This window comes from Enterobacter sp. UPMP701 (assembly GCF_053709515.1).
This window is the reverse complement of the sequence record NZ_JBSKJN010000003.1, coordinates 31,569-55,359: the sequence shown is the minus strand read 5'-3', so window position 1 is coordinate 55,359 and position 23,791 is coordinate 31,569. Positions and strand designations below refer to the sequence as shown.

At 53.5% G+C, this 23,791-nt stretch carries 18 protein-coding genes, 1 tRNA gene and 1 pseudogene; 7 read left to right on the top strand and 13 right to left on the bottom strand.

Annotated features, from left to right (window positions below; genetic code table 11):
- Nucleotides 1–36: 36 nt before the first annotated feature.
- Nucleotides 37–113: transfer RNA gene (locus tag ACWKXT_RS08925), tRNA-Pro, on the top strand.
- An 84-nt stretch (nucleotides 114–197) separates the two neighbouring features.
- Here the strand turns inward: ACWKXT_RS08925 and ACWKXT_RS08920 are convergent.
- Nucleotides 198–587 (bottom strand): annotated as a pseudogene (locus tag ACWKXT_RS08920) (HumD family translesion DNA polymerase).
- A 133-nt stretch (nucleotides 588–720) separates the two neighbouring features.
- On the opposite strand from ACWKXT_RS08920, the gene ACWKXT_RS08915 reads away from it, so the two are divergent.
- Nucleotides 721–1,878, top strand: coding sequence for an acyltransferase family protein (locus ACWKXT_RS08915; RefSeq protein WP_454532234.1), 1,158 nt, complete (start codon nucleotides 721–723; stop codon nucleotides 1,876–1,878).
- Nucleotides 1,879–2,268: 390 nt separating this feature from the next.
- Here the strand turns inward: ACWKXT_RS08915 and ACWKXT_RS08910 are convergent, their stop codons facing one another.
- Nucleotides 2,269–2,484: a right-handed parallel beta-helix repeat-containing protein gene (locus ACWKXT_RS08910; RefSeq protein ID WP_454532233.1), complete on the bottom strand. Its 216-nt coding sequence runs from the start codon at nucleotides 2,482–2,484 to the stop codon at nucleotides 2,269–2,271.
- The gene (locus tag ACWKXT_RS08905; protein ID WP_454532494.1) at nucleotides 2,457–2,651 is read right to left on the bottom strand and encodes a hypothetical protein; all 195 of its coding nucleotides are present in this window, start codon (nucleotides 2,649–2,651) and stop codon (nucleotides 2,457–2,459) included. Before ACWKXT_RS08905 ends, ACWKXT_RS08910 begins: the two co-directional genes overlap by 28 nt.
- A 269-nt stretch (nucleotides 2,652–2,920) precedes the next feature.
- Here ACWKXT_RS08905 and ACWKXT_RS08900 point away from each other — a divergent pair, with 269 nt between their 5' ends.
- Nucleotides 2,921–3,331, top strand: coding sequence for an MBL fold metallo-hydrolase (locus ACWKXT_RS08900; protein ID WP_454532484.1), 411 nt, complete (start codon nucleotides 2,921–2,923; stop codon nucleotides 3,329–3,331).
- Nucleotides 3,332–3,447: 116 nt separating this feature from the next.
- On the opposite strand, the gene ACWKXT_RS08895 is transcribed toward ACWKXT_RS08900, so the two are convergent.
- Both ACWKXT_RS08895 and ACWKXT_RS08890 read right to left on the bottom strand, forming a co-directional pair.
- Complete coding sequence (locus ACWKXT_RS08895; RefSeq protein WP_454532232.1) at nucleotides 3,448–4,635, bottom strand: MFS transporter; 1,188 nt, start codon at nucleotides 4,633–4,635, stop codon at nucleotides 3,448–3,450.
- A 124-nt stretch (nucleotides 4,636–4,759) separates the two neighbouring features.
- Entirely contained in the window at nucleotides 4,760–5,020 is a 261-nt protein-coding gene (locus ACWKXT_RS08890; RefSeq protein ID WP_008500962.1) for a DUF2534 family protein, read from the bottom strand.
- 209 nt (nucleotides 5,021–5,229) lie between these two features.
- Between ACWKXT_RS08890 and eco the strand changes: the two genes are divergently transcribed.
- Nucleotides 5,230–5,733 carry a serine protease inhibitor ecotin gene (gene eco, locus ACWKXT_RS08885; protein WP_454528479.1) on the top strand — a complete coding sequence of 168 codons (504 nt, stop codon included), beginning with the start codon at nucleotides 5,230–5,232 and terminating at the stop codon, nucleotides 5,731–5,733.
- Between the two features lie 135 nt (nucleotides 5,734–5,868).
- Here the strand turns inward: eco and mqo are convergent, their stop codons facing one another.
- Complete coding sequence (gene mqo, locus ACWKXT_RS08880) at nucleotides 5,869–7,518, bottom strand: malate dehydrogenase (quinone) (protein ID WP_454532231.1); 1,650 nt, start codon at nucleotides 7,516–7,518, stop codon at nucleotides 5,869–5,871.
- 188 nt (nucleotides 7,519–7,706) lie between these two features.
- Here mqo and ACWKXT_RS08875 point away from each other — a divergent pair, with 188 nt between their 5' ends.
- A complete protein-coding gene (locus ACWKXT_RS08875) occupies nucleotides 7,707–8,996 on the top strand; it encodes a SulP family inorganic anion transporter (RefSeq protein ID WP_454528477.1) in 1,290 nt (429 codons plus the stop codon).
- Here ACWKXT_RS08875 and mgtE read toward each other — a convergent pair.
- The 6 genes from mgtE to ACWKXT_RS08845 all read right to left on the bottom strand — a co-directional run bounded on the left by mgtE (nucleotide 8,959) and on the right by ACWKXT_RS08845 (nucleotide 16,706).
- Complete coding sequence (gene mgtE / locus ACWKXT_RS08870; protein WP_454532230.1) at nucleotides 8,959–10,395, bottom strand: magnesium transporter; 1,437 nt, start codon at nucleotides 10,393–10,395, stop codon at nucleotides 8,959–8,961. The two genes, ACWKXT_RS08875 and mgtE, sit on opposite strands and share 38 nt — an antisense overlap.
- Nucleotides 10,396–10,923: 528 nt before the next feature.
- Entirely contained in the window at nucleotides 10,924–12,567 is a 1,644-nt protein-coding gene (locus tag ACWKXT_RS08865; protein ID WP_454532229.1) for a multidrug ABC transporter permease/ATP-binding protein, read from the bottom strand.
- 69 nt (nucleotides 12,568–12,636) lie between these two features.
- On the bottom strand, nucleotides 12,637–13,293 hold the full coding sequence (gene alkB / locus ACWKXT_RS08860; RefSeq protein ID WP_454528474.1) for a DNA oxidative demethylase AlkB: 657 nt from the start codon (nucleotides 13,291–13,293) through the stop codon (nucleotides 12,637–12,639).
- Nucleotides 13,293–14,351, bottom strand: a complete 1,059-nt coding sequence (ada, locus tag ACWKXT_RS08855; protein WP_454532228.1) for a bifunctional DNA-binding transcriptional regulator/O6-methylguanine-DNA methyltransferase Ada — start codon at nucleotides 14,349–14,351, stop codon at nucleotides 13,293–13,295. Before ada ends, alkB begins: the two co-directional genes overlap by 1 nt.
- 72 nt (nucleotides 14,352–14,423) lie before the next feature.
- The gene (gene apbE, locus ACWKXT_RS08850; RefSeq protein ID WP_454528473.1) at nucleotides 14,424–15,479 is read right to left on the bottom strand and encodes an FAD:protein FMN transferase ApbE; all 1,056 of its coding nucleotides are present in this window, start codon (nucleotides 15,477–15,479) and stop codon (nucleotides 14,424–14,426) included.
- A 114-nt stretch (nucleotides 15,480–15,593) separates the two neighbouring features.
- A complete protein-coding gene (locus tag ACWKXT_RS08845) occupies nucleotides 15,594–16,706 on the bottom strand; it encodes a porin OmpC (RefSeq protein WP_028013899.1) in 1,113 nt (370 codons plus the stop codon).
- A 744-nt stretch (nucleotides 16,707–17,450) separates the two neighbouring features.
- On the opposite strand from ACWKXT_RS08845, the gene rcsD reads away from it, so the two are divergent.
- Complete coding sequence (rcsD, locus tag ACWKXT_RS08840) at nucleotides 17,451–20,123, top strand: phosphotransferase RcsD (protein ID WP_454528471.1); 2,673 nt, start codon at nucleotides 17,451–17,453, stop codon at nucleotides 20,121–20,123.
- A 16-nt stretch (nucleotides 20,124–20,139) separates the two neighbouring features.
- Nucleotides 20,140–20,790, top strand: a complete 651-nt coding sequence (rcsB, locus tag ACWKXT_RS08835) for a response regulator transcription factor RcsB (RefSeq protein ID WP_003859405.1) — start codon at nucleotides 20,140–20,142, stop codon at nucleotides 20,788–20,790.
- Nucleotides 20,791–20,879: 89 nt separating this feature from the next.
- Here the strand turns inward: rcsB and rcsC are convergent, their stop codons facing one another.
- A complete protein-coding gene (gene rcsC / locus ACWKXT_RS08830; RefSeq protein ID WP_454528470.1) occupies nucleotides 20,880–23,726 on the bottom strand; it encodes a two-component system sensor histidine kinase RcsC in 2,847 nt (948 codons plus the stop codon).
- Nucleotides 23,727–23,791: the final 65 nt, after the last annotated feature.

Genomic DNA, 23,791 nt, shown 5'->3' with positions numbered 1-23,791 from the left:
TTCAAAACGGAATCGAGTAGTATTCTTTTTATGCGTCGGCACGTAGCGCAGCCTGGTAGCGCACCGTCATGGGGTGTCGGGGGTCGGAGGTTCAAATCCTCTCGTGCCGACCAAAATCACATTGAAAACCAGCCTCTTATGGCTGGTTTTTTTATGCTCTGAAAATTGCATGGTGAAATGGTGGTTAAACATGCTATTCACATCACCGGACAATCATCAAACTTACCAGTTCGCGCATCGTTGATGATGTAAGTGATCACCCCGAATATGGGTAGTGCTCCATTCACCCAATCTTCATGTGCTGGTACAGACTCCCTTCTTCCTGACTCCAAATCCTCCGATTGAGCCTGTGGATGAGTGCGATACCATTTTATCCGCATCTCACCATCCATACGACATACCAGCAGTTAGCCATCTCATGGTTGCAGTGATGCATCTACGACCAGCAGAGCGCCGCTCAGGATACCTTCACGGTAATGCGTCGCTCCTGCCCGCATGCAGTAAGTTGCCGAGGGTCTGGTCATGATGAGCTTGTCGAGAGATATGCGTTGCTCAACGTAGTCTCGTGCTGGCCTCGGCGATCCCATGATGAATCTCCGATTTATCTGTATGCATGCACAGCACAGGAGGCACTGAGGATGATCAAGTGCTGATCAGATTGGTGTTAGATGGTAAACTCCGATAAATTACGAAACATTAAATCATCAAAAGGATTTATTCGTGGAAAGGCTTCATTCAAAAACTAAATCCCTGGAGGGGATACAGACACTTCGTGGTTTTGCCGTCTCCCTGGTGGTTCTATCGCATTTTGCGATAATTATTTCTCCAATGGTTCCATCAACTGATTTTTTTAATATATTTATTTCAAACTCACCATTTGGTGTTGATCTTTTTTTCTTTATAAGTGGATTTATAATTGTATATACTACACAAGGTAATATTACATCTGGTAAAGTAAGAGCAATCGACTTTTCCATTAAAAGAGTATTAAGAATATTTCCAGTTTATTTATTTTGCCTGTTATCATATTTATTACTCGTAGGTTACTACGACCAAATAATGTCAGGGAAGGCGCTTGATAGCTTGCAAATATTAAAAAGTATATTTTTAATACCGCTTAACCCTTCTGAGTTCTCTCCGGCATATGGTTTTAGTTTACTGATTCCTGCCTGGACTTTAACTTATGAAATGTATTTTTACACTACATTTGCAATTTCTTTGTTTTTCAGTTCCCGGCACAGAACTTTAGTCTGCTCTACAATTATAATTGTATTGTTAGTATCATTGCAATTATCAAATTCTGGGACAATATCATTTGATGCTCAAAATGTATATTTAAAAGATGATTCTTTGTTTAGAAACCTTTCATTTATGGCTAACCCACTGGTTTTTGACTTCATAATTGGGATGGTTATTGCTGAGTTATTTTTATCTAAATCATACAATAGATTGATTCCGACTTTAAATATATTGTCACCAGTTCTATTGTGTGCGGGGTTAGCAATGTTTGTCTCTATGTTTAGATATGGAAATGGGATTATAAACGGTGGGTTAGGTGCACTATTAGTTTTTGTGTCAATTTTGCACTATGACTTTAGCCGATCAATAAAGTACCCAAAACCACTAATATACCTTGGTGATATATCATATTCATTTTATATATCTCACGTATTAACTATTAATATATGCGATAGATACTCGAATTTATTTTATGTTTACACCCAAGTTCAAGGCTGGAGACGATATTTCGTAGTCATTCTAATTTCCTTAGCAGTATCGATAATTTTGCGCTTAATGATTGAAAAGCCTTCAGCTAAACTTTCTAAGTATCTTGTGGGCAAACTAAAAAATAGCCTCATACCTAAACAGACATATTAATATGTCGGCCCCTGAATTGGGGCCATAACCAAAACAATAATAAATTATATTATATTCCGGTTACACCATTTGTGTTGTTTATATATTTGTGCCATCTGCTCGCTTCCATTTTCCCGTGGTGGCATTCCACCATATTGGTAGCCTAAGTTAGTATCGTAATAATGCTGACCTGTCTTTAGGGGTGATGGCCTCTGAGATGTTCCACCCTGATTAACAATTACAATATCTGGAACTCCCTATCATACTAGCGCTCTATACTTGCTTTGGTCTACACCAATATTAACTTCGCTGTTGCCATCGAATATAGACGACTATATCGCAACACCTCCGCAGATGTCTTCGATATTAATGCCACATTTTTGGGTTGAGCCGTCATTCGAGATCCCTCCCTCACCCAAAAAATCCAGCGAATGCAACGTATTGTGTATCACAACCAATCCAGATACCACCTTCACCATTGTTTGTAAATCTGGTGTTAGTGAATGATGATTTTTTACATGCATTCATGTATACGCCGAAATCTTTGCTATAATTAAACTCGGTGTTTACACAATTTACCGAAAAAGAATCTCTAAGTGTTAACCCATAGCCTTCAAAAGCACCCATGTGGGAATTTGCAATAAAAACAAAAGATTGAAATTATTAAGCTCTGTAATATCTTCATTTACAACATCTGTAAGCTCACACAACCCATGGCTTAGCTTTACCCATTCATCATATCCCAATAGCAGGCATGGGGCTGATGTCGGATTGGCACAATAGGTATTTCGCATCTGAAATCCTACTGAGTAACGCGCCTCAATGCGGGATGAATATCCCAGCGTGACGAACTGCCACGGGGAATACTCGTAATGGTGCCTTCTCTGATGGTATCTCTAACAACCTGATGTCCGGTTCTTCGCTCAACAATTTGCATATGGCCGAAGTGCGCGATGATAACGTGTTGATCTATTAGCGCAATAGTTTGCGTCCTGACCTGCGTATTCATGTGGCAGGAGCTGAAGTTAACTTCTGGGAATCGCCCGATTTTTCCCAGGTATCCATGCCCACAGGTTTCCCGGAAGCACTCAGGAAAACGGCAACACGGTTCTTACAGGAATACAGGGGCCAGTTGAAAACTTTCGAGAACCAGAGTGAGGTAGCCCCTGGCGTTCTCATTATGCGTATTGGTGGTCATACGCCTGGTCATAGCGTCGTCCGTCTGGCATCACATGGTGAACGCTTAACGTTCGCTGGCGATGCGGTATTCCCGGTCGGCTTCCAGCATCCTGACTGGTTCAATGGCTTCGATCATTATCCCGAAGAAGCTGCTCGCGTGCGGATTCAACTCTTGCGGGAACTCGCTGCCAACCGGGAGTCTCTTGTGGCAACACACCTCTCCTTCCCGTCTGTGTGCCATGTCGCCATTGATGGAGATACCTTCCGTTGTGTGCCGGGACACTGGAGGTACTGAAAACCTGACGATTGCAGAGCATACGGTCGTATAGAGTGCAATCAAAGAGGGTTGAGAAAAAATAGGCGCCTCCCCCGGCTGAGCTATTGAAAACCAGCCTTTTACGGCTGGTTTTTTTATTTCACCTCATCCGGCGTTTTGCTCAGATACACCAGTGTCGCCAGACAAATCACCGCCCCGGCATAAAACGTATACTCCGCGCCAAACGTTTCCCAGATGGCCCCTGCCCCCAGGCTGGCGACTAATAATCCCACGCCGCTGACCAGGCTAAAAATACCGTAGGCGGTACCGCGCAGATCCGCAGGAGCCGTTTTAGCAATCATTGCCGCCAGCAACCCTTGCGTCATCCCCATATGAATTCCCCAAAGCGCTACGCCTAAAATAATGCCGGCCCAGTGGGTGCTCAGCGCCAGAACTATGTCCGCACCAATCAGCACCACCAGCCCCCACTGCAGCAGCCGGGTGTGGCTCATCGTGTCGGATAGCTTGCCAAACGGATAGGCTGAAAGGAAATAGAGCAGGTTCATGGCAACCATCACCAGCGGGATCAGCGCCAGCGGCACCCCCGACTGCTGCGCGCGAAGGACAAGAAAAGCTTCACTGAAACGCGCGAGCGTGAAGACGGCGCCGAGGCCAATGACCCACCAGCAGCCTTTCCCGAGGCGCCTGAGGTTCTCTTTCTTGATGGGATTCGTGCGTTTATGTTCGATGGGCGTTTTTGGCTCATGCAGGCCGAAGAAAAGCAGCGCCACGGCGAGCACGCCGGGTATCACCGCGATCCAGAAAATAGTACGGAAATCATCGTTCCACAGCAGCATTAAGCCTACGGCCAGCAGTGGCCCGAGGAATGCGCCGATAGTGTCCATCGACTGACGCAGACCAAAAGCCGCGCCGCGAAGTTCCGGCGGCGTAACGTCAGCGACCAGCGCATCGCGCGGCGCGCCACGGATCCCCTTCCCTACCCGGTCGATTAAGCGTGCCCCCAGAATCATGCCCGACGAAGAGGCGATAGCGAAGAGTGGCTTACTCAGCGCGCCCAGACCGTAGCCCAGCACCGCCAGTCCTTTACGTTTGCCCAGATAGTCACTGATTGCCCCAGAAAAAACTTTGATAAACAGCGCGGTGGCCTCAGCCAGGCCTTCAATCAAGCCAATGAAAATCACGCTGGCTCCCAGCGTCGTGACCATAAACAGCGGCAGCAGGCTGTGAATGATCTCCGAGGAGATATCCATCAGCATACTGACTCCACCCACAACCCAGACGCCTTTCGGGATCCGGTTGAGCGTTGCAAACCGGGATAGCATTGAACATCTCCTGCTTTATGTCGACCAACTTCGTTCGACACAGAATATCCTGGAAATGCGAATAAATATCATCAAATATAAAAAAAGCCAGCCCGCAGGCTGGCTTTTGATAGCAGATGAATGCTCAGTGTTTTTCACGTCCGCCCAGGAAGAAAATGCCCAGCGGGATGGCAAGCAGCACGGTGAAAACAAGGCTGTAGACGAAGATCATCGCCGATTGCAGCACATACATACTGGTGGTCCAGGCGGAGAGAGGAATGTTGTACTGTTCGATGACGCCAACGATGGTGGCCCGCCCGACGCACGCGGCAGCAATCATAAACACGACCAGTAGCGCCAGGAGGAACTTGCGGCCTTCAGGCGTTTTCAGTTTTGCACGAACCATCTCTCTTCCCTTTTACAGATGAATAACATTATATGAGGTCTAAAATAACACGAACGCCCGCCAGACTCCACACCAGCACAAACAACTGCATTAATCACCATAACCAAGTTTATTACGCTGGATAAAATGAAAGTTTGAGTAAATATCACCATTCATTCATATGCATTATGTTAATCTGTGCAGGACCGTTTTGACATAAAGGAATGACAATGAAAAACGCCCCTAAATTTGCCATCGCACTTCTCGCCGCCGCGTGCGTCAGCACCAGCGCTTTCGCCAGTGATGCCCAAAAAGCACAGCCGCTGGAAAAAGTCGCTCCGTATCCGCAAGCGGAAAAAGGTATGAAGCGTCAGGTGATCCAGCTGCCAGTTCAGCAGGACGAAGCGAATTACAAAGTGGAACTGTTAATTGGCAAAACGCTGGAAGTGGACTGTAACCAGCACCGTCTGGGCGGTCAGCTGGAAAGCAAAACGCTGGAAGGCTGGGGTTACGACTATTACGTCTTTGATAAAGTAACCTCTCCGGTCTCCACCATGATGGCCTGCCCGGACGGCAAGAAAGAGAAGAAATTTGTGACAGCGTATCTGGGCGACAACAGTCTGCTGCGCTACAACAGCAAGTTACCGATCGTGATCTATACGCCGGAAAACGTAGAGGTGAAGTATCGCGTGTGGAAGGCAGAAGAGAACGTCGGACAAGCGGTAATACGTTAAAAATAAGTCGGGTGGCGGCTTCGCCTTACCCGACCCGGAAAGGGTGCGCTCTGGTGCCCTCACCCCAACCCTCTCCCACCGGGAGAGGGAGAAAACACTAAAAACGGTAACAGATGTTACCGTTTTGCTTTTACCTTACAGCGCAATATCCGCAACCGGTTTGTTTTCCGGCTGAGGCTTCAGCTCCGCCTTCGGCGCAGCATCCGCGGCCTGCGGCTTCACATACTGCAGTTGCAGTACGCGGCTGGTGTATTCCAGCTCCTGCTCCGTCGCATCCACGTTACCGTTCAGCTTCGTGCCGTAGGATGGAATAATGGTTTTCAGTTTCGCCTGCCATTCCGGGCTGGCGACTTTGTCTTTAAACACTTTTTCCATCAGGTGCAGCATGATTGGCGCAGCGGTAGACGCACCCGGTGATGCACCCAGCAGCGCGGCAATCGTGCCATCCTTATCGCTCACCACTTCGGTACCCAGACGCAGCACGCCGCCCTCTTTCGGATCGCGCTTGATGATCTGCACGCGCTGACCCGCCTGCCACAGACGCCAGTCTTCTTTCTTCGCCTGCGGATAGTACTCTTTCAGCGCCTCGAAGCGTTCTTCATCAGAAAGCATCACCTGGCTAATCAGGTATTTCACCAGATCGAAGTTATCCAGACCGACGTCCATCATCGGCTTCACGTTCGAAGTAGTGGTTGCGCTCAGCAGATCCCACAGGGAGCCGTTTTTCAGGAACTTGGTGGAGAAAGTCGCGAACGGTCCGAACAGCACCACGCGTTTACCGTCAAGCATACGGGTGTCGATGTGCGGCACGGACATCGGTGGCGCGCCCACGGAAGCCTGACCGTATACTTTCGCCAGATGGCGATTCACCACTTCCGGGTTTTCTGACACCAGGAACTGACCGCCGACCGGGAAGCCCGCGTAGTCGTCAGCTTCAGGAATACCGGACTCCTGCAGCAGCTTCAGCGCCGCGCCGCCCGCACCGATGAAGACAAACTTCGCCTTAATAACGTGCTCGGCTTCATTGTTTTTCAGATCGGCAACGGTCACGCTCCAGCTGTTATCCGCGTTGCGCTTAAAGCCGCGCACTTCGGTGCTGAGCTGCAGATTGAAGTTCTCTTTCTTCTTCAGGAACGCCACCAGCTGACGGGTGATTTCGCCGTAGTTCACGTCGGTACCAATTTCGGTACGAGTCGCCGCGACTTTCTGGTTCGGGTCACGACCTTCCATGACCAGCGGTGCCCACTCTTTGATCTGCGCGTGGTCTTCGGAATATTTCATACCGCGGAACAGCGTGCTCTGCTGCAATGCAGCGTAACGCGCGCGCAGGAAGTTAACGTTCTGTTCGCCCCACACAAAGCTCATGTGCGGCACGGTGTTAATAAAGGAGTGCGGATCGTGCATCACGCCACTGTTGACCTGGTGAGACCAGAACTGGCGAGAAATCTGGAACGCTTCGTTGATCTCTACCGCCTTCTCGATACTAATGGAACCGTCCTTTTTCTGCGGCGTATAGTTCAGTTCCATGAGTGCCGAATGCCCGGTACCGGCGTTGTTCCAGCCGTTAGAGCTCTCTTGCGCCACGCCATCAAGGCGCTCGACCATGGTCATGGACCAGTTCGGCTCTAATTCCTGAAGATACGTTCCCAGCGTGGCGCTCATGATACCGCCACCGATTAAAAGGACGTCCGTTTCCTGCTCTTTTGGTGTGTCTGCTTTCGCTGCCATTGAGACGGCGTTGAGCCCGACGGCCAGAGAAAAGAGCATGGCAGTCATTTTTTTCATAATTTATGCCTTAGTGTAAAAGTGCTTGATGCGTGGAAAGTGCAGGTGAAACAAGCTGCGGGGGCACGGTAACAACTTTTAAATATTGTTTAAAGGTTACGAAATTATTGTAATTGTGAAATTTAATGATGTGTTGTTTGTAAGGGATTACCCCTGACAACTGGAAATGCCGGATTTTTACGGCTACTATGCTGCACTTTGTGATCGCGCGCACGGAAGCCTGCCCTAACCAGCGAACTGTTATGTCCTTACCCCATTCTGCTGTATCCCCAGAAGACCGTGTAGCCAGCGTACTGCGCTCCCCTAAACAACTGACGCGTGAAACGCTGGCGGGGGTGATTACCGCTCTGGCGCTGATCCCCGAAGTCATCTCATTTTCCGTCGTGGCGGGCGTTGACCCGAAGGTCAGCCTGATCGCCTCCGTGGTGCTGTGCCTGGCCCTGTCCGTGCTGGGCGGTCGTCCGGCGATGGTCACGGCAGCGGCCGGTTCCGTGGCGCTGGTCATCGGCCCGATGGTGCATCAGCACGGGGTACAGTACATTCTTCCCGCCGTGCTGATGGCGGGCGTGATTCAGATTCTGTTTGGCGTGCTGGGCATGGCAAGGCTGATGCGCTTTATTCCCCAGTCGGTGATGACCGGGTTTGTTAACGCCCTGGGGATTTTGATCTTCTTCGCTCAGGTGCCGCATTTCTGGAGCCGAAGCCCGCTGATTGTCGGTCTGTTCGTGCTGACGCTGCTGATTGTGCTGTGGGTGCCGCGCTATATCAAAAGCGTCCCTTCCCCGCTGATTGCGATTGTGCTGTTAACCCTTTTCACCGTCACCACCGGCCAGATCCTGCCGACTGTCGGCGATGAAGGCTCCATGAGCGGCGGTTTGCCGGGGCTTACCGAGCTGCTGGTGCCGCTTAACTTGCAGACGCTGAGCATTATCTGGCCGTGCGCCTTGAGTATCGCCTTCGTCGGCCTGCTGGAATCCCTGCTGACGGCAAAGCTGGTGGATGAGCTGACCGTAACGCCCTCGAGCAAACGCCGTGAGAGCATCGGGCTGGGCGTCGGCAATATTCTGGCCGGTTTTTATGGCGGTATTGCGGGCTGCGCGATGATCGGACAAACCATCGTCAACGTGGAGATGGGGAAAGGACGAAGCCGCATTTCAACCCTTGCGGCGGGCATCGTGCTGCTGATCCTGGTGACAGCGCTCAGCGAAGTGATGGCAAAAATTCCAATGGCGGTGCTGGCGGGGATTATGGCGATTGTCGCCATCAAAACCTTCAGCTGGCATAGCCTTCAGCCTGCAACGGTAAAAAATGCCCCGATTGCGGAAACCGTCGTGATGCTGGTCACTGTTGCTGCCACGGTATCAACCGGCAACCTGGCCATCGGCGTGCTGGGCGGGATTATCGTTATGGCACTCCTCCCCGCCCGCATTAAGCGTCGGCTTAAAGCAGAAAAAGCGTCGCCAGCCCAAGAAAAATAAAGAAACCGCCGGTATCGGTGATGGCGGTGATCATCACGCTCGACCCCACCGCGGGGTCGCGCCCCAGCTTGGTCATCGTCAGCGGGATAATCACGCCCATTATCGACGCTACCAGCAGGTTCAGCACCATCGCCAGCATCATCACGCCGCCCAGGGCCATATCGTCGTACAGCCACCAGGTGATGCCGCCCATAATCCCGCCCCACACCAGGCCGTTAATTAGCGCGACACCCATCTCTCTAAAAATGAGCCACGAAAAGTTACCGGGCTGAATATTTTCCAGCGCCAGCGCGCGGACAATCATGGTGATGGTCTGGTTTCCGGTGTTACCGCCAATACCGGCCACAATCGGCATCAGCGAGGCCAGCGCCACCAGCTGCGAAATGGTGTGTTCAAAGCCATCAATCACCCGGGAGGCAATAAAGGCGGTACACAGGTTGATAGCCAGCCATGCCCAGCGGGTTTTCACCGCCTTGCCCACAGACGCGTGGACATCGTCTTCCGCACTAATCCCGCCGAGTGCGCGCAGGTCGTTATCGGTTTCTTCATAGACTACATCAACGATCTCATCGATGGTCAGACGGCCCATCAGCTTGCCGACGGAATCCACAACCGCCGCGCTCACCAGGTCATCACGCTCGAAGGTACGCGCCGCTTTTTCCGCGTCGTCTTCCGGGGAGAAGACCATCGGCTCGTTTTCCATCACCTCGCTCACCCGCTGCTGGGCACTGTTGAGCAGGATGGTTTTCAGCTCCAGTTCGCCGAGCAGGGTTTTGTCCCGCGAGGTAACGAACAGTTTATCGGTGTTATCCGGCATTTTGCCCAGGCGGCGCAGGTAGCGCTGCACGGTGCCGAGCGTGACGTCAGGACGTACCGTGATAACGCCGAACTCCATGATCGCGCCGACGCTGTTTTTCTCGTAGTGCATTACCTGACGCACCCGCGCACGTTCGTCGGCAGGCAAGGAGGCCAGCAGGCGACCGGTCAGGTTTCGCGGCAGGTGTTGTACAAGGTAAATCTGCTCGTCGATATCCAGGGTTTGCAGGGCGTCGAGAATGTCCCGGTCGCTCATCTCGTCGATCAGGTCGTCCCAGACGTTTTCGGAGGCCTCAAGCAGGACCTGCCCGCGCTCGTGATCCTGCACCAGGCGCCACAGGGCGTGACGCTCTTCCGAGGGAAGCGCTTCCAGGGTATCCGCCAGATCCGGCGGCGGTAAATGAGCAACCAGCGTACCTACCTCAGCAATATCGTCGGCTAAGGTGCCGACATCATATTGCTCAGCCAGGGTCAGTTTGCCTAATAGCGTTGAAGTGACCGCTTTATCGGTCGTGAGAAGCCAGATGAGACGCGCACGCTCCTGGTCACGCTGCCTGGCGCTGTTTTTCTTTAATACCGACATCAATCATAAATCCATTAAATGAGTTGGGGTTAAGCATAGCGCGGAGATATGTAAATAAGAATAAACAACGGGGTGGGATGGAGAAAAAAGCGCCATTACGACCACGATCTATCCCCTCGCCCCTTTGGGGAGAGGGTTAGGGTGAGGGGAACATACGGCAGTGGTGGTCATTCCGTTCACTTTATGTTCCTTGCTACTCTGTAACGACATTACCGGTGAACGTGCCAGGGTGGCTCAGTCGCCACCACCCTGGCAACCCGGGCTCCCGGCGGTAAATCGCCGCTTCGCGGTGCCCTCGGCTCATTCCTTCCGGCTTATCGGGGACGGGCGGAGGTAACATCCCTGTAAAGGCCGCCCTCTCGGCGCATCCCTGCGCCTCGCCCCGGCCTGCAGGAAACGCCTCAGCGATTTACAGCCGGACCAGGGCATCGCTGAAAGCCTGCAAGCATTCTGAAACAACGTTGTTGCTTCTGATAAAAAATTACTGGGGAACCCTCAACCCCGTGGGAGAGGGTCAGGGTGAGGGCGTCAGGCCGTGCGCGCCACCGCGTCACGCGAGGCTGCATCGCGCTCTTCACCGGTCAGCTCGCTCAGCCTGCCGTCGCGCATCTCCAACAGGCGGTCGGCATGTATGAAGTAGTGATCGTCATGGCTGATGGCGAAAATAGTTTTGCCCATCGCCTGCATCAGCGGCAGCAGCACCTGATAAAACTCGCGGCGGAAGTGCGGATCCTGGTCGGCCGCCCACTCATCCAGCAGAATGATGTCGCGCTCCTCAGCCAGCGCCAGCAGCAGCGCCACGCGCTTCTTCTGCCCCTTAGAGAGTTTGAGGTTCAGGATTTTGCCGTCCTGCAGCTCAAGCTTGTGCGACATCTGCAGCTGCGCAAGCCATTTTTCAACCAGCGCAGGATTAGCCTGCTGTCCTTCCGGCCCCAGCAGTTGGTCAAACAGCCAGACATCGGTGAATACCGCTGAGAAAAGCTTGCGGTAATCCTCGGGTTTCTCCACACTCAGCGCCTTGCCGTCCAGCAGGATCTCGCCCGACTGCGGCTGATAGAGTCCGGTAAGCAACATCGCCAGCGTGGATTTTCCGCTACCGTTACCGCCGATGAGGAACAGCAGTTCGCCCCGGTGAATGGTCAGATTGATCGGCCCCACGGAAAAGGCGTTGTCCTGATAGCGGAACGTTACGTCGCGCAGTTCCAGCGTCTGCCAGTTGGGGAACGCCTGCGGACGCGGGAATTCAGCTTTGAACGGCGCGAGATCGAATCTTTTGAGCTTGTTAAACGCTACCTGCGCGCTGAGTAACGTAGGCAATGCGCCGACAGCAGAGAGCAATGGCGTTCGCAGGAACAGCAGCGTCAGCGAGTAGGTCGCCGCCACGTTGGTGTCCGCCCAGCCCAGGCTGTTCGCCATCCAGAATACCAGGCCAATGGCGCCCAGCATCATAATGTTGGACCAGTTCACCGCGCTCAGATGGAAGGTATCGGCGCGAATGATGTGATGCCGGTATTCGCGCGCGTCCGGGATATAGAGATTGTTGAAGATGTGCTCGGCACGCTCGCGATTGAGGGTCAGCTCTTTGCGCCCTTCCAGCACCGTCTGATAATCGTTATAGAGCTTATCTTCCGTTTCGCGCAGGACCGCCATGTGTTTATAGACGCGCGACACCAGCACAAAGCCGCCCCAGATGGTGATGGCAATCCACAGCGCGGTCACCGCCAGCATTTTGCTGGAGAGCCAGGCGAGATAGGCCGCCGAGCCAAAGGTCAGGATGATCCCCTGTACCAGCTCCGGCAGACGAACAAATGCGATAGTAATGGCGCGCACGTCGCTGGTCAGCCCCGCCAGCAGGGAAGCGCTACCGAGCTGCTCCACGCGCTCAACCTGCGTGTCGAGGATCCGCTTGATGAATTCGCTGCGCAGGCGAAAAACGAAATGGTGGCCGAGCGCGGTCAGCGCCAGCTGGGAACCCAGCGTGACCGCCATCAACAGCAGCAGCAGGCCGAGAAACTCCGGCAAAACGGAGAGTGAAGTGTCGGCCATTTCAATCAGCCGCACGTTAATAAATGCGATCAGACCAATACCCAGCGCGGCGCTGGCGAGGCTTAACGCCATCACGGTGATGAAGGGCCAGCGGTACTGACGCCAGACAAGAAGAAGTAGTTGCATGCAGGCAATCCGGACAATAAAAAACAGCCAGCAGTGTAAACTGCCCATCGCGGACATCAAGAATAATTCTTATTTTTGTTTGCTCAAACCCGCCTGACGGAAAGTCAGGTTATAACGGTATTCGCCCGTGAGGGGATGCACCCCGGGTTTGAGGGGCTGAATACCGTGATAAAACAGCCGCGATTCCCTGCCCCACACCACCACGTCGCCATGCTCCAGCATAATGCGTTTGAGCGGATCGTTGCGGCGTAAACCGCCAAACTGGAAGACCGCGGGCAGACCCAACGATACCGAGACGATGGGCGCACGCAGATCGGGTTCATCCTTGTCCTGATGCAGCGAGAGCTTCGCGCCGACGGCGTAGCGATTAATCAGACAGGCATCCGGCCGGAAGTCAGGGTAATCTGCTGCAACGGCAGCCTCGTGGCAGAGAGCCTGAAAAACCGCAGGCATCGGGGGCCACGGCTGGCCGGTGGCGGGATCGACCGGGGCATAGAGATAGCCCCGCGCGTTCGTGGCCCAACCTAACTCCCCGCAGTTGGCCATGGCAACAGACATGGTGTAGCCGCCCGGCGTCACCATGTGGCGAAACGGTGAAATAGCCGTCACCTCTTCTATGCCGGCAAGCAGCGCCTGCGCGCGGGAGAGTGCAAAGCGGCGCAGGATCACCGCCCCCGGCGCAAGCGGCTCCTGCCAGGGTTCAGCATCCGCAAAAAGATCGAGCATTATCCCTCCCGGCGTTTCGCCTCACGTTTCAGTAATTGTGCTTTTCGCGCCGTCCCCCATCGGTAACCCGACAGCGCGCCATCGTTGCGAACCACGCGGTGACAAGGGATTACAATCGCCAGCCTGTTCGCCGCGCAGGCTCCGGCGACGGCACGCACCGCGTTGGGCTGGCCGATCGCCTGCGCCACCTGCTGATAACTTGCCGTTTCGCCGCAGGGAATGTTGCGTAGAGCCTGCCAGACCCGCTGCTGGAACGCGGTGCCGCGTATATCCAGCGGCAGCGCCAGCGGCACCGCGTGGTTATCAATACTGGCAATGACCTGGCTGATACGCCGGGCAAAGGCATCTTCCTGCGGGGCATACTCCGCGTTTGGAAACAGCGTCGCCAGTTCTTCGGCTAATTCTGCCTCGTTGTCACCGAGCAGTATCGCGCAAATTCCCCGCTCGCTCTCCGCAACCAGGCAGCGTCCTAACGAACAGTCGCCGATGGCGTACCGTACCGCCACCTCGCCTTTGCGGTACTGCTTCGCTGTCATCCCCAGCGCATCGTTGGCTTTGCGGTAATAGCTGCTGCTATCGGGAAACCCTGCTGCCAGCACGGCATCGGTAACTTTGTTTCCCTGTGCAAGCGCCGCGCGCAGACGCTGCCCCCGCGCCGCCTGCTGCCAGGCTTTTGGCGTCATCCCGGTGACGGACTTAAACAGCCGGTGGAAATGGAAAGGACTCATGGCGACCTGCTGCGCCAGACCTTCCAGCGTTAGCGTGGGATCCTGCTCCAGAAGACGGCAGGCGTGTTCCACTTTCGCCAGCTTCTGCTGCTGCGGATCGCGTTTGTCCGGCATGCAGCGCTTGCACGGGCGAAACCCTGCCTGAATGGCATGCTGGACATCAGGATAAAAGCAGACGTTTTTACGCAGGGCGTGACGGGCGCGGCAGGACGGACGACACACGATCCCCGTCGTCTGCACGGCAAAGACAAACCGGTCGTCAGCGCGCGGATCGCGGGCCAGCACGGCCTGCCAGCGATCCTCATCGTTTATGTAGGTTGGATTTTTCATCATCAGCTCCTCTTACAAGCATACCTTTAGCATGCCCGAGCGCCAGTGATAAAAAACCCGCAACCTTGCTTTTTAATTTTTGTCGCTCACCAGGAAGCTGTTGAACTGCGGCGAGCTCCAGGTTTTGAACCCGTCGCCCTCTTTGGTGATCATATAAACCGCCAGCCCTTCCTGACGAACCACCTCTTTGGCTTTTTCCGGGCCGAGCACCATCAATCCGGTATCCCAGGCATCGGCTTCCAGCGCGGTAGGGGCAATCACCGTCACCGAGACCAGGTTATGCGTGATGGGACGTCCGGTCTGAGGGTCAATAACGTGCGAAACGCGTTTCCCGTCGAGCTCGTAATAGTTACGGTAGCTGCCGGACGTACTGATGCCGTGCCCGTTGATATCCACGATGGCCTGCACGGCATTTTGCCGATCGGTCGGTTTTTGAATCGCTACGCGCCACGGTTTACCGCTGGCGTTCATGCCCCGGCTGACTAACGCACCGCCCACGGAGACCAGGTAGCGCGATATCCCTTCCTGCGTCATCAGCGCCGCAAGGTGATCCGCCGCGTAACCTTCACCTACCGTCGACAGGTCGACAAACAGATCGGGGATGTCTTTCTGCAGATACTGCTGGCCGTACTGGTTGATCACCGTCAGATGCTTTAACCCTGTCCGGGCGCGGGCATCATCAATGGCTGCCTGATCGGGTGTGGTATCCGGCTGTTTGTTCGGGCCAAATCCCCACAGATTCACCAGCGGTCCGACGGTCACGTCCATCGCGCCGTTGGTTTTATATCCCACGCGCATTGACTCGGTGACAATATCAGCCATCGCTTCGCTCACCGGCCAAAGGGAGGTACTGGTGGAGAGATTAAAGCGCATCAACGCCGAGTCATTTTTATAGGTCGACAATAGCTGATCGTCGGCGTCGAGCTGAGACTGGATTTTGCCGCGAAGTTCTTCAGCGCGGGTTTTATCCAGGTTCATCACGCTGACGCGCCAGAAAGTGCCCATCGTTTTGCCTTCGAGCACCGTCGCGGCAGGTGCGTCGGTTTTCGCTACGGGCGTGGATTCATCACACGCGGTCAGGAAAAAAAGCATAGCCAGAAAGCTGGCGCGTAAAAAAGTCATGTCCATTCATTATTATCCTCATGCCAGGGCGGCAAGAGTACACCAAAACGGTGGCATTGTGAGAACCGGAAAGACACAAAAAAGGGGCCATCAGGCCCCTTAAGTCACACGATGACGCGATTAGAACTGGTAAACCAGGCCCAGCGCGACGATATCGTCAGTACCGATACCGGCCTGACGGGTGAACTCATTTTCATCAACCAGGTTGATTTTGTAATCCACGTAGGTGGACATGTTTTTGTTGAAGTAGTAAGTCGCGCCTACATCAACATATTTCAGCAGATCCTGATCGCCGTAACCTTCGATGTCTTTACCTTTGGACTGCAGGTAAGCCACGGATGGACGCAGGCCGAAGTCGAACTGGTACTGAGCAACCACTTCGAAGTTCTGCGCTTTGTTAGCAAAACCGTAAGCGGTAGTCGGGCTGCTGCCGTTAGAGGTACCGAAGCGGGTTGCGTTGTAGGTCTGAGAGTACTGCGCTGCCAGGTAAATGTTGTTGGCATCGTATTTCAGGCCGCCAGAATAAACTTCTGCATGATCGCCGTTACCGTAAACGCCTGGTGCGTTCTGGTCAGCGGTACGTTTGGAGGAGGACATCGCACCACCCACGCTGAAACCTTCGCCCAGGTTATAAGTTACGGATGCGCCGTAGCCGTCGCCGTTCTGTTTCAGCAGGCTACGTCCACCGACGTTTTCGCCGCTTACGCTACCGTTTTTACCCTGGTACTGCAGCGCAAAGTTCAGGCCATCCACCAGACCAAAGAAGTCCTGGTTACGGTAGGTCGCCACGCCGTTAGCACGAGACTGCAGGAAGTTGTCTGAGCCGTAGGTATCGCCGCCAAATTCTGGCAGAACGTCAGTCCAGGAGGTTACGTCGTAGATCACACCGTAGTTACGACCGTAATCGAAAGAGCCCGCTTCAGCGAATTTCAGACCGGCAAACGCCACACGCGTCCAGGACTGGTTGTCGCTTTCAGTCGTGTTGCCCTGAATCTGGTATTCCCACTGGCCGTAACCGGTCAGCTGATCGTTAACCTGAGTTTCGCCTTTGAAGCCAAGACGCATGTAAGTCTGGTCGCCGTCGGCACTCTTGTCGTCAGAGAAATAGTGCAGACCATCAACTTTGCCGTACAGATCTAATTTGTTGCCATCTTTATTGTAAATTTCAGCCGCATTTGCTGCGCCTGCTACCAGGAGTGCTGGTACCAGGAGGGACAGAACTTTAACTTTCATTTTATTAACCCTCTGTTATATGCCTTATAATTGCCACTGCTTACTGGTTAACCCTCATTAACCAGTCGGCAATTTCATTCTCCGCAAAATTGCAGAATAATCCAATGCGAATATGATACGAAAACTTTGAAGATGTTTCATTTATCCATCAACATGTTTCAAATTGTAAATATCAAGGAACTTTTACAAAGCACAAATAGCTTAGAAATTTAGCACTTATAATCAAACAGAAAAATCAGAACATATATATCAATAACTTAAAATAAAAAATGTTACCGCACTGAATGACAAAACAAGATCGCCTCCAATCTCTAAAATAACTCTCGCTATCATCATTAACTTTATTTATTACCGTCATTCAGCTTTGAATGTCTGTTTATCCCTAATTGAACCGAATGCGTCGCATTCGGTTTTTTTTTACCCTTCTTTACGTAACTTTTCTTTTTTTGTGCTACCGGCCCGTAATTGTAACGACTATTAACTAAATTCGTATCCGCGCCTCGTCATTATGACGAAATTCATTCAAAACTTAATTTCTTGTTAATTCGTGCTATTTGCTGGCAGGAAGCCCTTTTTATTTGTACACACATCGTGGGTTTGTACACCTTTAGTGCGTTCCGCCTCTCTCGTACGGCTTATCGAAAAAGTCGCCTCTTTCCAGGACAGAGGCGCTGGAAATTCAGTTATTACCCTTTATACTGCCCTATCGCCACAGAGCACGACCATAACGGGTTAAAGATATCAATGAGTCAGACTGAAACTACCGCCCCGAGCAAATTCTCCCTTCTCCCCGGGAGCATCACCCGTTTCTTTCTTCTTTTGATCGTTGTGCTGTTAGTCACAATGGGCGTGATGGTGCAGAGCGCGGTTAACGCCTGGCTGAAGGATAAGAGCTATCAGGTGGTTGATATTACCCACGCCGTTCATAAGCGCATTGATACCTGGCGCTACGCCACCTGGCAGATTTACGACAATATTGCGGCTGCGCCTGCAAGCTCATCCGGAGATGGGCTTCAGGAGACGCGGCTTAAGCAGGATGTTTACTATCTCGAAAAACCGCAGCGTAAAACTGAGGCGCTCATCTTTGGCTCCCACGACAGCGCCACCCTCGAGATGACGCAGCGTATTTCAACCTATCTGGATACCCTCTGGGGCGCCGAAACGGTGCCGTGGTCGATGTACTATCTGAACGGTCAGGACAACAGCATGATCCTGATCTCGACGCTGCCGTTGAAAGATCTCTCTTCCGGATTTAAAGAGACCACCGTGGGCAGCATTGTCGACTCCCGCCGGGCAGAGATGCTGCAGCAGGCCAACGCCCTTGATGAACGTGAAAGTTTCTCATCCCTGCGCCGACTGGCCTGGCAAAATGGTCACTATTTTACCCTGCGTACCACCTTTAACCAGCCGGGACATCTGGCGACGGTCGTGGCCTTCGATTTACCCATTAATGATTTGATCCCGCCGGACATGCCGCTCGACAGCTTCCGCCTGGAGCCGGACAACAGCACCCAGAACATGCGTGCGGCGTCTGATAAAGAGGCCGCCGAGAGCGTCACAATCTCCTTTAACGGCTCAAAAATTGAAATTGCCTCGTCGCTGAACTCAACCGGCATGCGTCTGGTGTGGCAGGTTCCGTTTGGCACGCTGCTGCTCGACACCCTGCAAAATATTCTGCTGCCTCTGCTGCTGAATATTGGCCTGCTGGCGCTGGCGCTGTTTGGCTACAGCACCTTCCGCTTCCAGCCTGGGCGCCAGAGCGATGCCTCTGCGGTTTCTGCGGGCAATACCAATGAGCTACGCGTGTTGCGCGCGCTCAATGAAGAGATTGTTTCCGTGCTGCCGCTAGGCGTGTTAGTTCACGATCAGGAAGCGAATCGCACGGTGATGAGCAATAAAATTGCTGACCATCTGCTGCCGCACCTTAACCTGCAGAACATCACCACCATGGCAGATCAGCACCAGGGGGTCATTCAGGCCACCATTAACAATGAACTGTACGAGATCCGTCAGTTCCGCAGCCAGGTGGCGCCACGCACGCAAATCTTCATTATCCGCGATCAGGATCGCGAGGTGCTGGTCAATAAGAAACTCAAGCAGGCGCAAAGGCTGTATGAGAAGAACCAGCAGGGGCGCGCGGCATTCATGCAGAATATTGGCGATGCTTTCAAGCAGCCGTTAAAAATGCTGGCGACTCAGGCGGCGGCGTTAAACACCTCTGAAAGCCACCAGCTTGCCTGTCAGGCCGACTCGCTGGTCCGTATGGTGGATGAGATCCAGCTGGCGAATATGCTGGAGAATGATTTCTGGAAAGGCACCCCTTCCCTCTTCTCTATTCAGGATCTGATCGATGAAGTGGTTCCCGAAGTTCTGCCCGTGATAAAGCGTAAAGGGCTGCAACTGCTGATCAACAACCATTTACCCGCCAATGACGAACGCCATGGCGATCGCGAGGCGCTGCGCCGCATTCTGCTGATGATTATTCAGTATGCCGTAACCACCACGCAGATCGGCAAGATCACCCTTGAAGTGAGCACCGACGAGTCGGCAGAAGATCGCCTGACGTTCCGCATTCTGGATACCGGGGAAGGCGTGACGACGAGTGAAATTGATAACCTCCACTTCCCGTTCCTGAACGACACGCAAAGCGATCATTACGGCAAGGCCAATGCCCTGACCTTCTGGTTATGCGATCAGCTGGCGCGCAAGCTCGGCGGCCATCTGAACATCAAGGCCCGTGAATCGCTCGGCACCCGTTACTCTCTGCATGTGAAAATGGCGGCCAATCCGCAGGAAGAAGATGAAGAGCGTCTGCTGGATGACGTCGTGGTGATGGTGGATGTGACCTCAAACGAGATCCGCAATATTGTGGTTCGTCAGCTGGAAAACTGGGGCGCGGCCTGCATCACGCCGGATGAAAGGCTGGCAAGTCAAGAATTTGATCTATTTTTAACTGATAATCCGTCTAATCTTACTGCCTCCGGCTTGCTTTTAAGCGATGATGAGTCAGGCGTGCGGAAAATTGGCCCTGGCCAACTGCGCGTTAACTTTAATATAAGCAATGCGATGCAGGAAGCTGTACTACAACTAATAGAAGAGCAGCTGGCGCAGGAAGAGATAACGGAATCCCCGTTAGGCGGCAATGAAAATGCCGAGCTTCACGCCAGCGGATACTATTCACTCTTTGTTGATACAGTACCAGATGATGTAAAGCGGTTGTATACTGAGTCCGCTGCGAATGATTTTGCAGCGCTGGCGCAGACAGCACACCGGCTTAAAGGGGTGTTTGCCATGCTTAATCTGGTTCCCGGCAAGCAGTTATGTGAAACGCTGGAACATCTAATTCGTGAGAAAGATGCCTCTGGCATTGAAAAATACATCAGCGACATTGACGCCTACGTCAAAAGCTTGCTGTAGCAAGGTAGCCTTATACATGAACAATATGAACGTAATTATTGCCGATGACCATCCGATTGTACTGTTCGGTATTCGCAAATCGCTTGAACAGATCGAGTGGGTGAATGTAGTCGGTGAATTTGAAGACTCTACAGCACTGATCAATAACCTCCCAAAGCTTGATGCACACGTGCTCATTACCGATCTCTCCATGCCTGGAGACAAATACGGTGATGGGATCACGCTCATCAAATATATTAAACGTCACTTCCCGGACATTTCGATCATTGTTCTGACCATGAACAACAACCCGGCTATTCTGAGCGCCGTGCTGGATCTGGACATCGAAGGGATTGTACTGAAACAAGGCGCCCCGACCGATCTGCCAAAAGCGCTGGCTGCGCTGCAGAAAGGCAAGAAGTTCACGCCTGAAAGCGTCTCTCGTCTGCTGGAAAAAATCAGCGCGGGTGGCTACGGTGACAAACGCCTGTCACCGAAAGAGAGCGAAGTTCTGCGCCTGTTCGCCGAAGGTTTCCTGGTGACCGAGATTGCCAAGAAGCTGAACCGCAGCATTAAGACCATCAGTAGTCAGAAGAAATCAGCAATGATGAAGCTGGGCGTGGACAACGATATTGCTCTGCTGAACTATCTCTCCTCCGTGACGCTGAGCGCAACGGATAAGGATTGATCCCGGACGGGTGTGCGGCCTGATGCCCTCACCCCATCCCTCTCCTGCAGGGGAGGGTGAAAAACATAAAAGGCCCCTGCGGGCCTTTTTTATATTCTTGTTTTCCTCACGCGATCCGCGTAAATCGACAACGTCTGTTTCAGTACGTCCAGCGTCACCGGTTTCGACAGGCAACTGTCCATTCCCGACTCCAGACAGCGCTGTTTCTCTTCCGCCAGCGCGTTCGCCGTTACGCCCACCACCGGCAGCGTCAGGCCAAGCTGTCGGATGCGCTGCGTCAGACGGTAGCCATCCATATTTGGCATGTTGACGTCGCTCAGCACGATATCAATATGATTTTTACTCAGCACATTCAGCGCATCCACGCCGTCATTAGCCGTTTTGCACTGGTAACCCAGCGAACCAAGCTGGTCAGCCAGCAGGCGGCGGTTAATCGGATGGTCATCCACCACCAGAATCATCATATCGTCATTCACTGACGCCAGACCTTCGGGTGACGGCAAGGCACCTGCACCGTCGCTCTCTTCCAGCTCGACTTTGTAGATACGGGCCAGCAGGCTCAGCAGTTCATGCGGCGTTGCCACGCTGTGCACCCACTCTCCTGGCGCGCGCTCAGCCGGGATACCGATATGGCGGCGGCAGAAGAGTACCGTCCCTCTTCCCTGCCACGGCTGCTCCGGCATCTCGTCAGCAATCAGCACATCGTCCACGTCCGGCGTCTGACCTTCATAGCGGCACACCCTGACGCCGCTGTACGTGAGCAGCGCCGTCAGGTAATCATTCAGTGAGGCGTTGTGGACTGCCAGCCAGCAGCGCTTATCGCTCAGCCCGTCAACCGTCGCTTTTGCCGGATACTGCGCCGAATAGAGCGGAATACGGATGGTGAACTGGCTGCCCATGCCGGGCTCGGTATCCACCGAGATATCACCGTCCATCATGCTGACGAGCTTCTCACAGATCGCCAGCCCCAGGCCTGTGCCCTGGAAGTTACGCTGGACGCCGGTTCCAACCTGGAAGAACGGGTCGAACAGACGAACCACTTCTTTCGCCGGAATGCCCACCCCCGTATCGCGCACGCGAATGCTGAGGTAATCTCCCGCCCGGCAGACGTGCAACACAATACAGCCGATATCGGTGAATTTAATGGCGTTGCTGAGCAGGTTTGAGATGACCTGCTGCAGGCGCATCGGATCGCCGTGCAGCGTCAGCGGCACGTCCGGTTCGATAAAGCAGTAGAGCCCCAGCTGTTTACGCACCACCAGCGGCAGATAGTTGGCGCTGATATGGTTCATCACCTCACGCGGCGAGAACTCCCGCGGCTCGATTTTCAGCTGCTCGGACTCAATTTTGGAGAAATCGAGAATATCGCTGATGATCTTCAGCAGCAGGCTGGAGGAGTTGTTCATCGCCGTCACCAGCCTGTCGACCCCTTTCGGTAACTCTTTGGTCTGCAGCAGATCGAGGTTGCCGATGATGCCGTAAAGCGGCGTACGCAGCTCGTGACTGACGGTAGCAAGGAACATGGATTTCGACTGGCTGGCCTGCTCCGCGGCCTGCGCCATCTCCTGCAGCGACTCTTCCATTTTCACGCGCGCGGAGACGTCCACCAGCACGCAAATCGCCACATTTTCATTACGATAGCGGGAATGGACAAAGCTGATCTGCAGATTGGTATGGGTGCTGGTGAGCACGTCGACAAAGTTAACCTGCTGGCCGCAGATAATCTGCGTCAGCCTTTGCCGGTCCTCGTGCGTCAGCATGTTCAGGTAGTTGTGCGCCAGCTCGTTACTCAGGATGTTAGTCCCGTCCTGGGTACGCAGAATGCAGATCCCTACCGGTGCCGAGGCGACAATCTTACGGTTAAACTGCTCGTGCTCCTCCAGACGCTGGGCGTCGTTTTCGGCAGGAATAAAGATTTTCCGCTCATACATGCGCGCCAGCGTAAACAGCGCGCCCCCCACCAGCAGGTTCAGCAGAATTGCATTCATAATAAGGATGCGTATCCGCTCAAGCACCATATCCACCGGCAGCGAGTAGACGATACTCAGCGACGAAGGCGGCAGGCTTTTTTTCAGCACCAGCTCGCGGAAGCCGGAGGTGTAGCCAAACCATGAGCGCTCCTGCATCCAGTGCGGCTCAACGTTCAGGCGGTTATCCGGCCCGGCGAGTGAGATCAGCTGATGCCCGTTTTCATCCAGAATGGTCACGCCCATCGGCAGGCTGCCCGGCGTGAAGAAGTTTTCCATGCGGATAGTCTGCTCAATCCCCAGCAGCGCCTGCAGGCGATTGCCCAGGTAGACCGGTGTCAGCGCGTAGAAATAGCCCACGCCCATGCGCGGTCCCTGGCTTATCCAGAAGATGTTGTTCCCGCGCTCGTCCTGCGGCGCGTTGCGATATTTCACAATACGCTCGTGCAGGCTTTTCAGCGCATCATCGCGCTCGACGGGCACATCGCGCAGGCCAAAGTCAGCCATGCAGAGATTTTCGCTGCCGATCAGGAACACGCGGTTGAGATCGTAGGCGGCGGAGAAGTTGTCGCGCCAGTAGCGCATAAACCAGGCGAGGGATTCCAGCGACCCGCGCCAGGTGTTGCTCATGGTGGAGCAATCAGAGTCCGGGAACAGCGGCTGGAAGTCCGGCACTTCGGTTTTGTCATTACGCCCGCGCAGGGCAAGGATACCGTTTTCCGCCGTCAGCCGATTTTCCGCAATATACTTCAGCTCCTTCATCACGTCAGACGTTCGCTGAATATAGCGCTGGGCCTGATCGGAGCTTAAATTAAACTCCTGACGGATCTCCGCTTCTTTCTGGTGCAGCGCATTGACGATGTAAAACACCGACAACAAGGCCACCAGCAGCCAAAGCAGGAGCGCCAGCGCCCGGAACAGATAGCGAGAAACTTTCAGCGTGGTACGAAAGGAGACGAGGTATTTCAAAGGGGCGAGGCTCCGCCATCGGGGTCAAAAGAATGTGGTTAAGGTAGCGGTAAACGCGGCTTGTC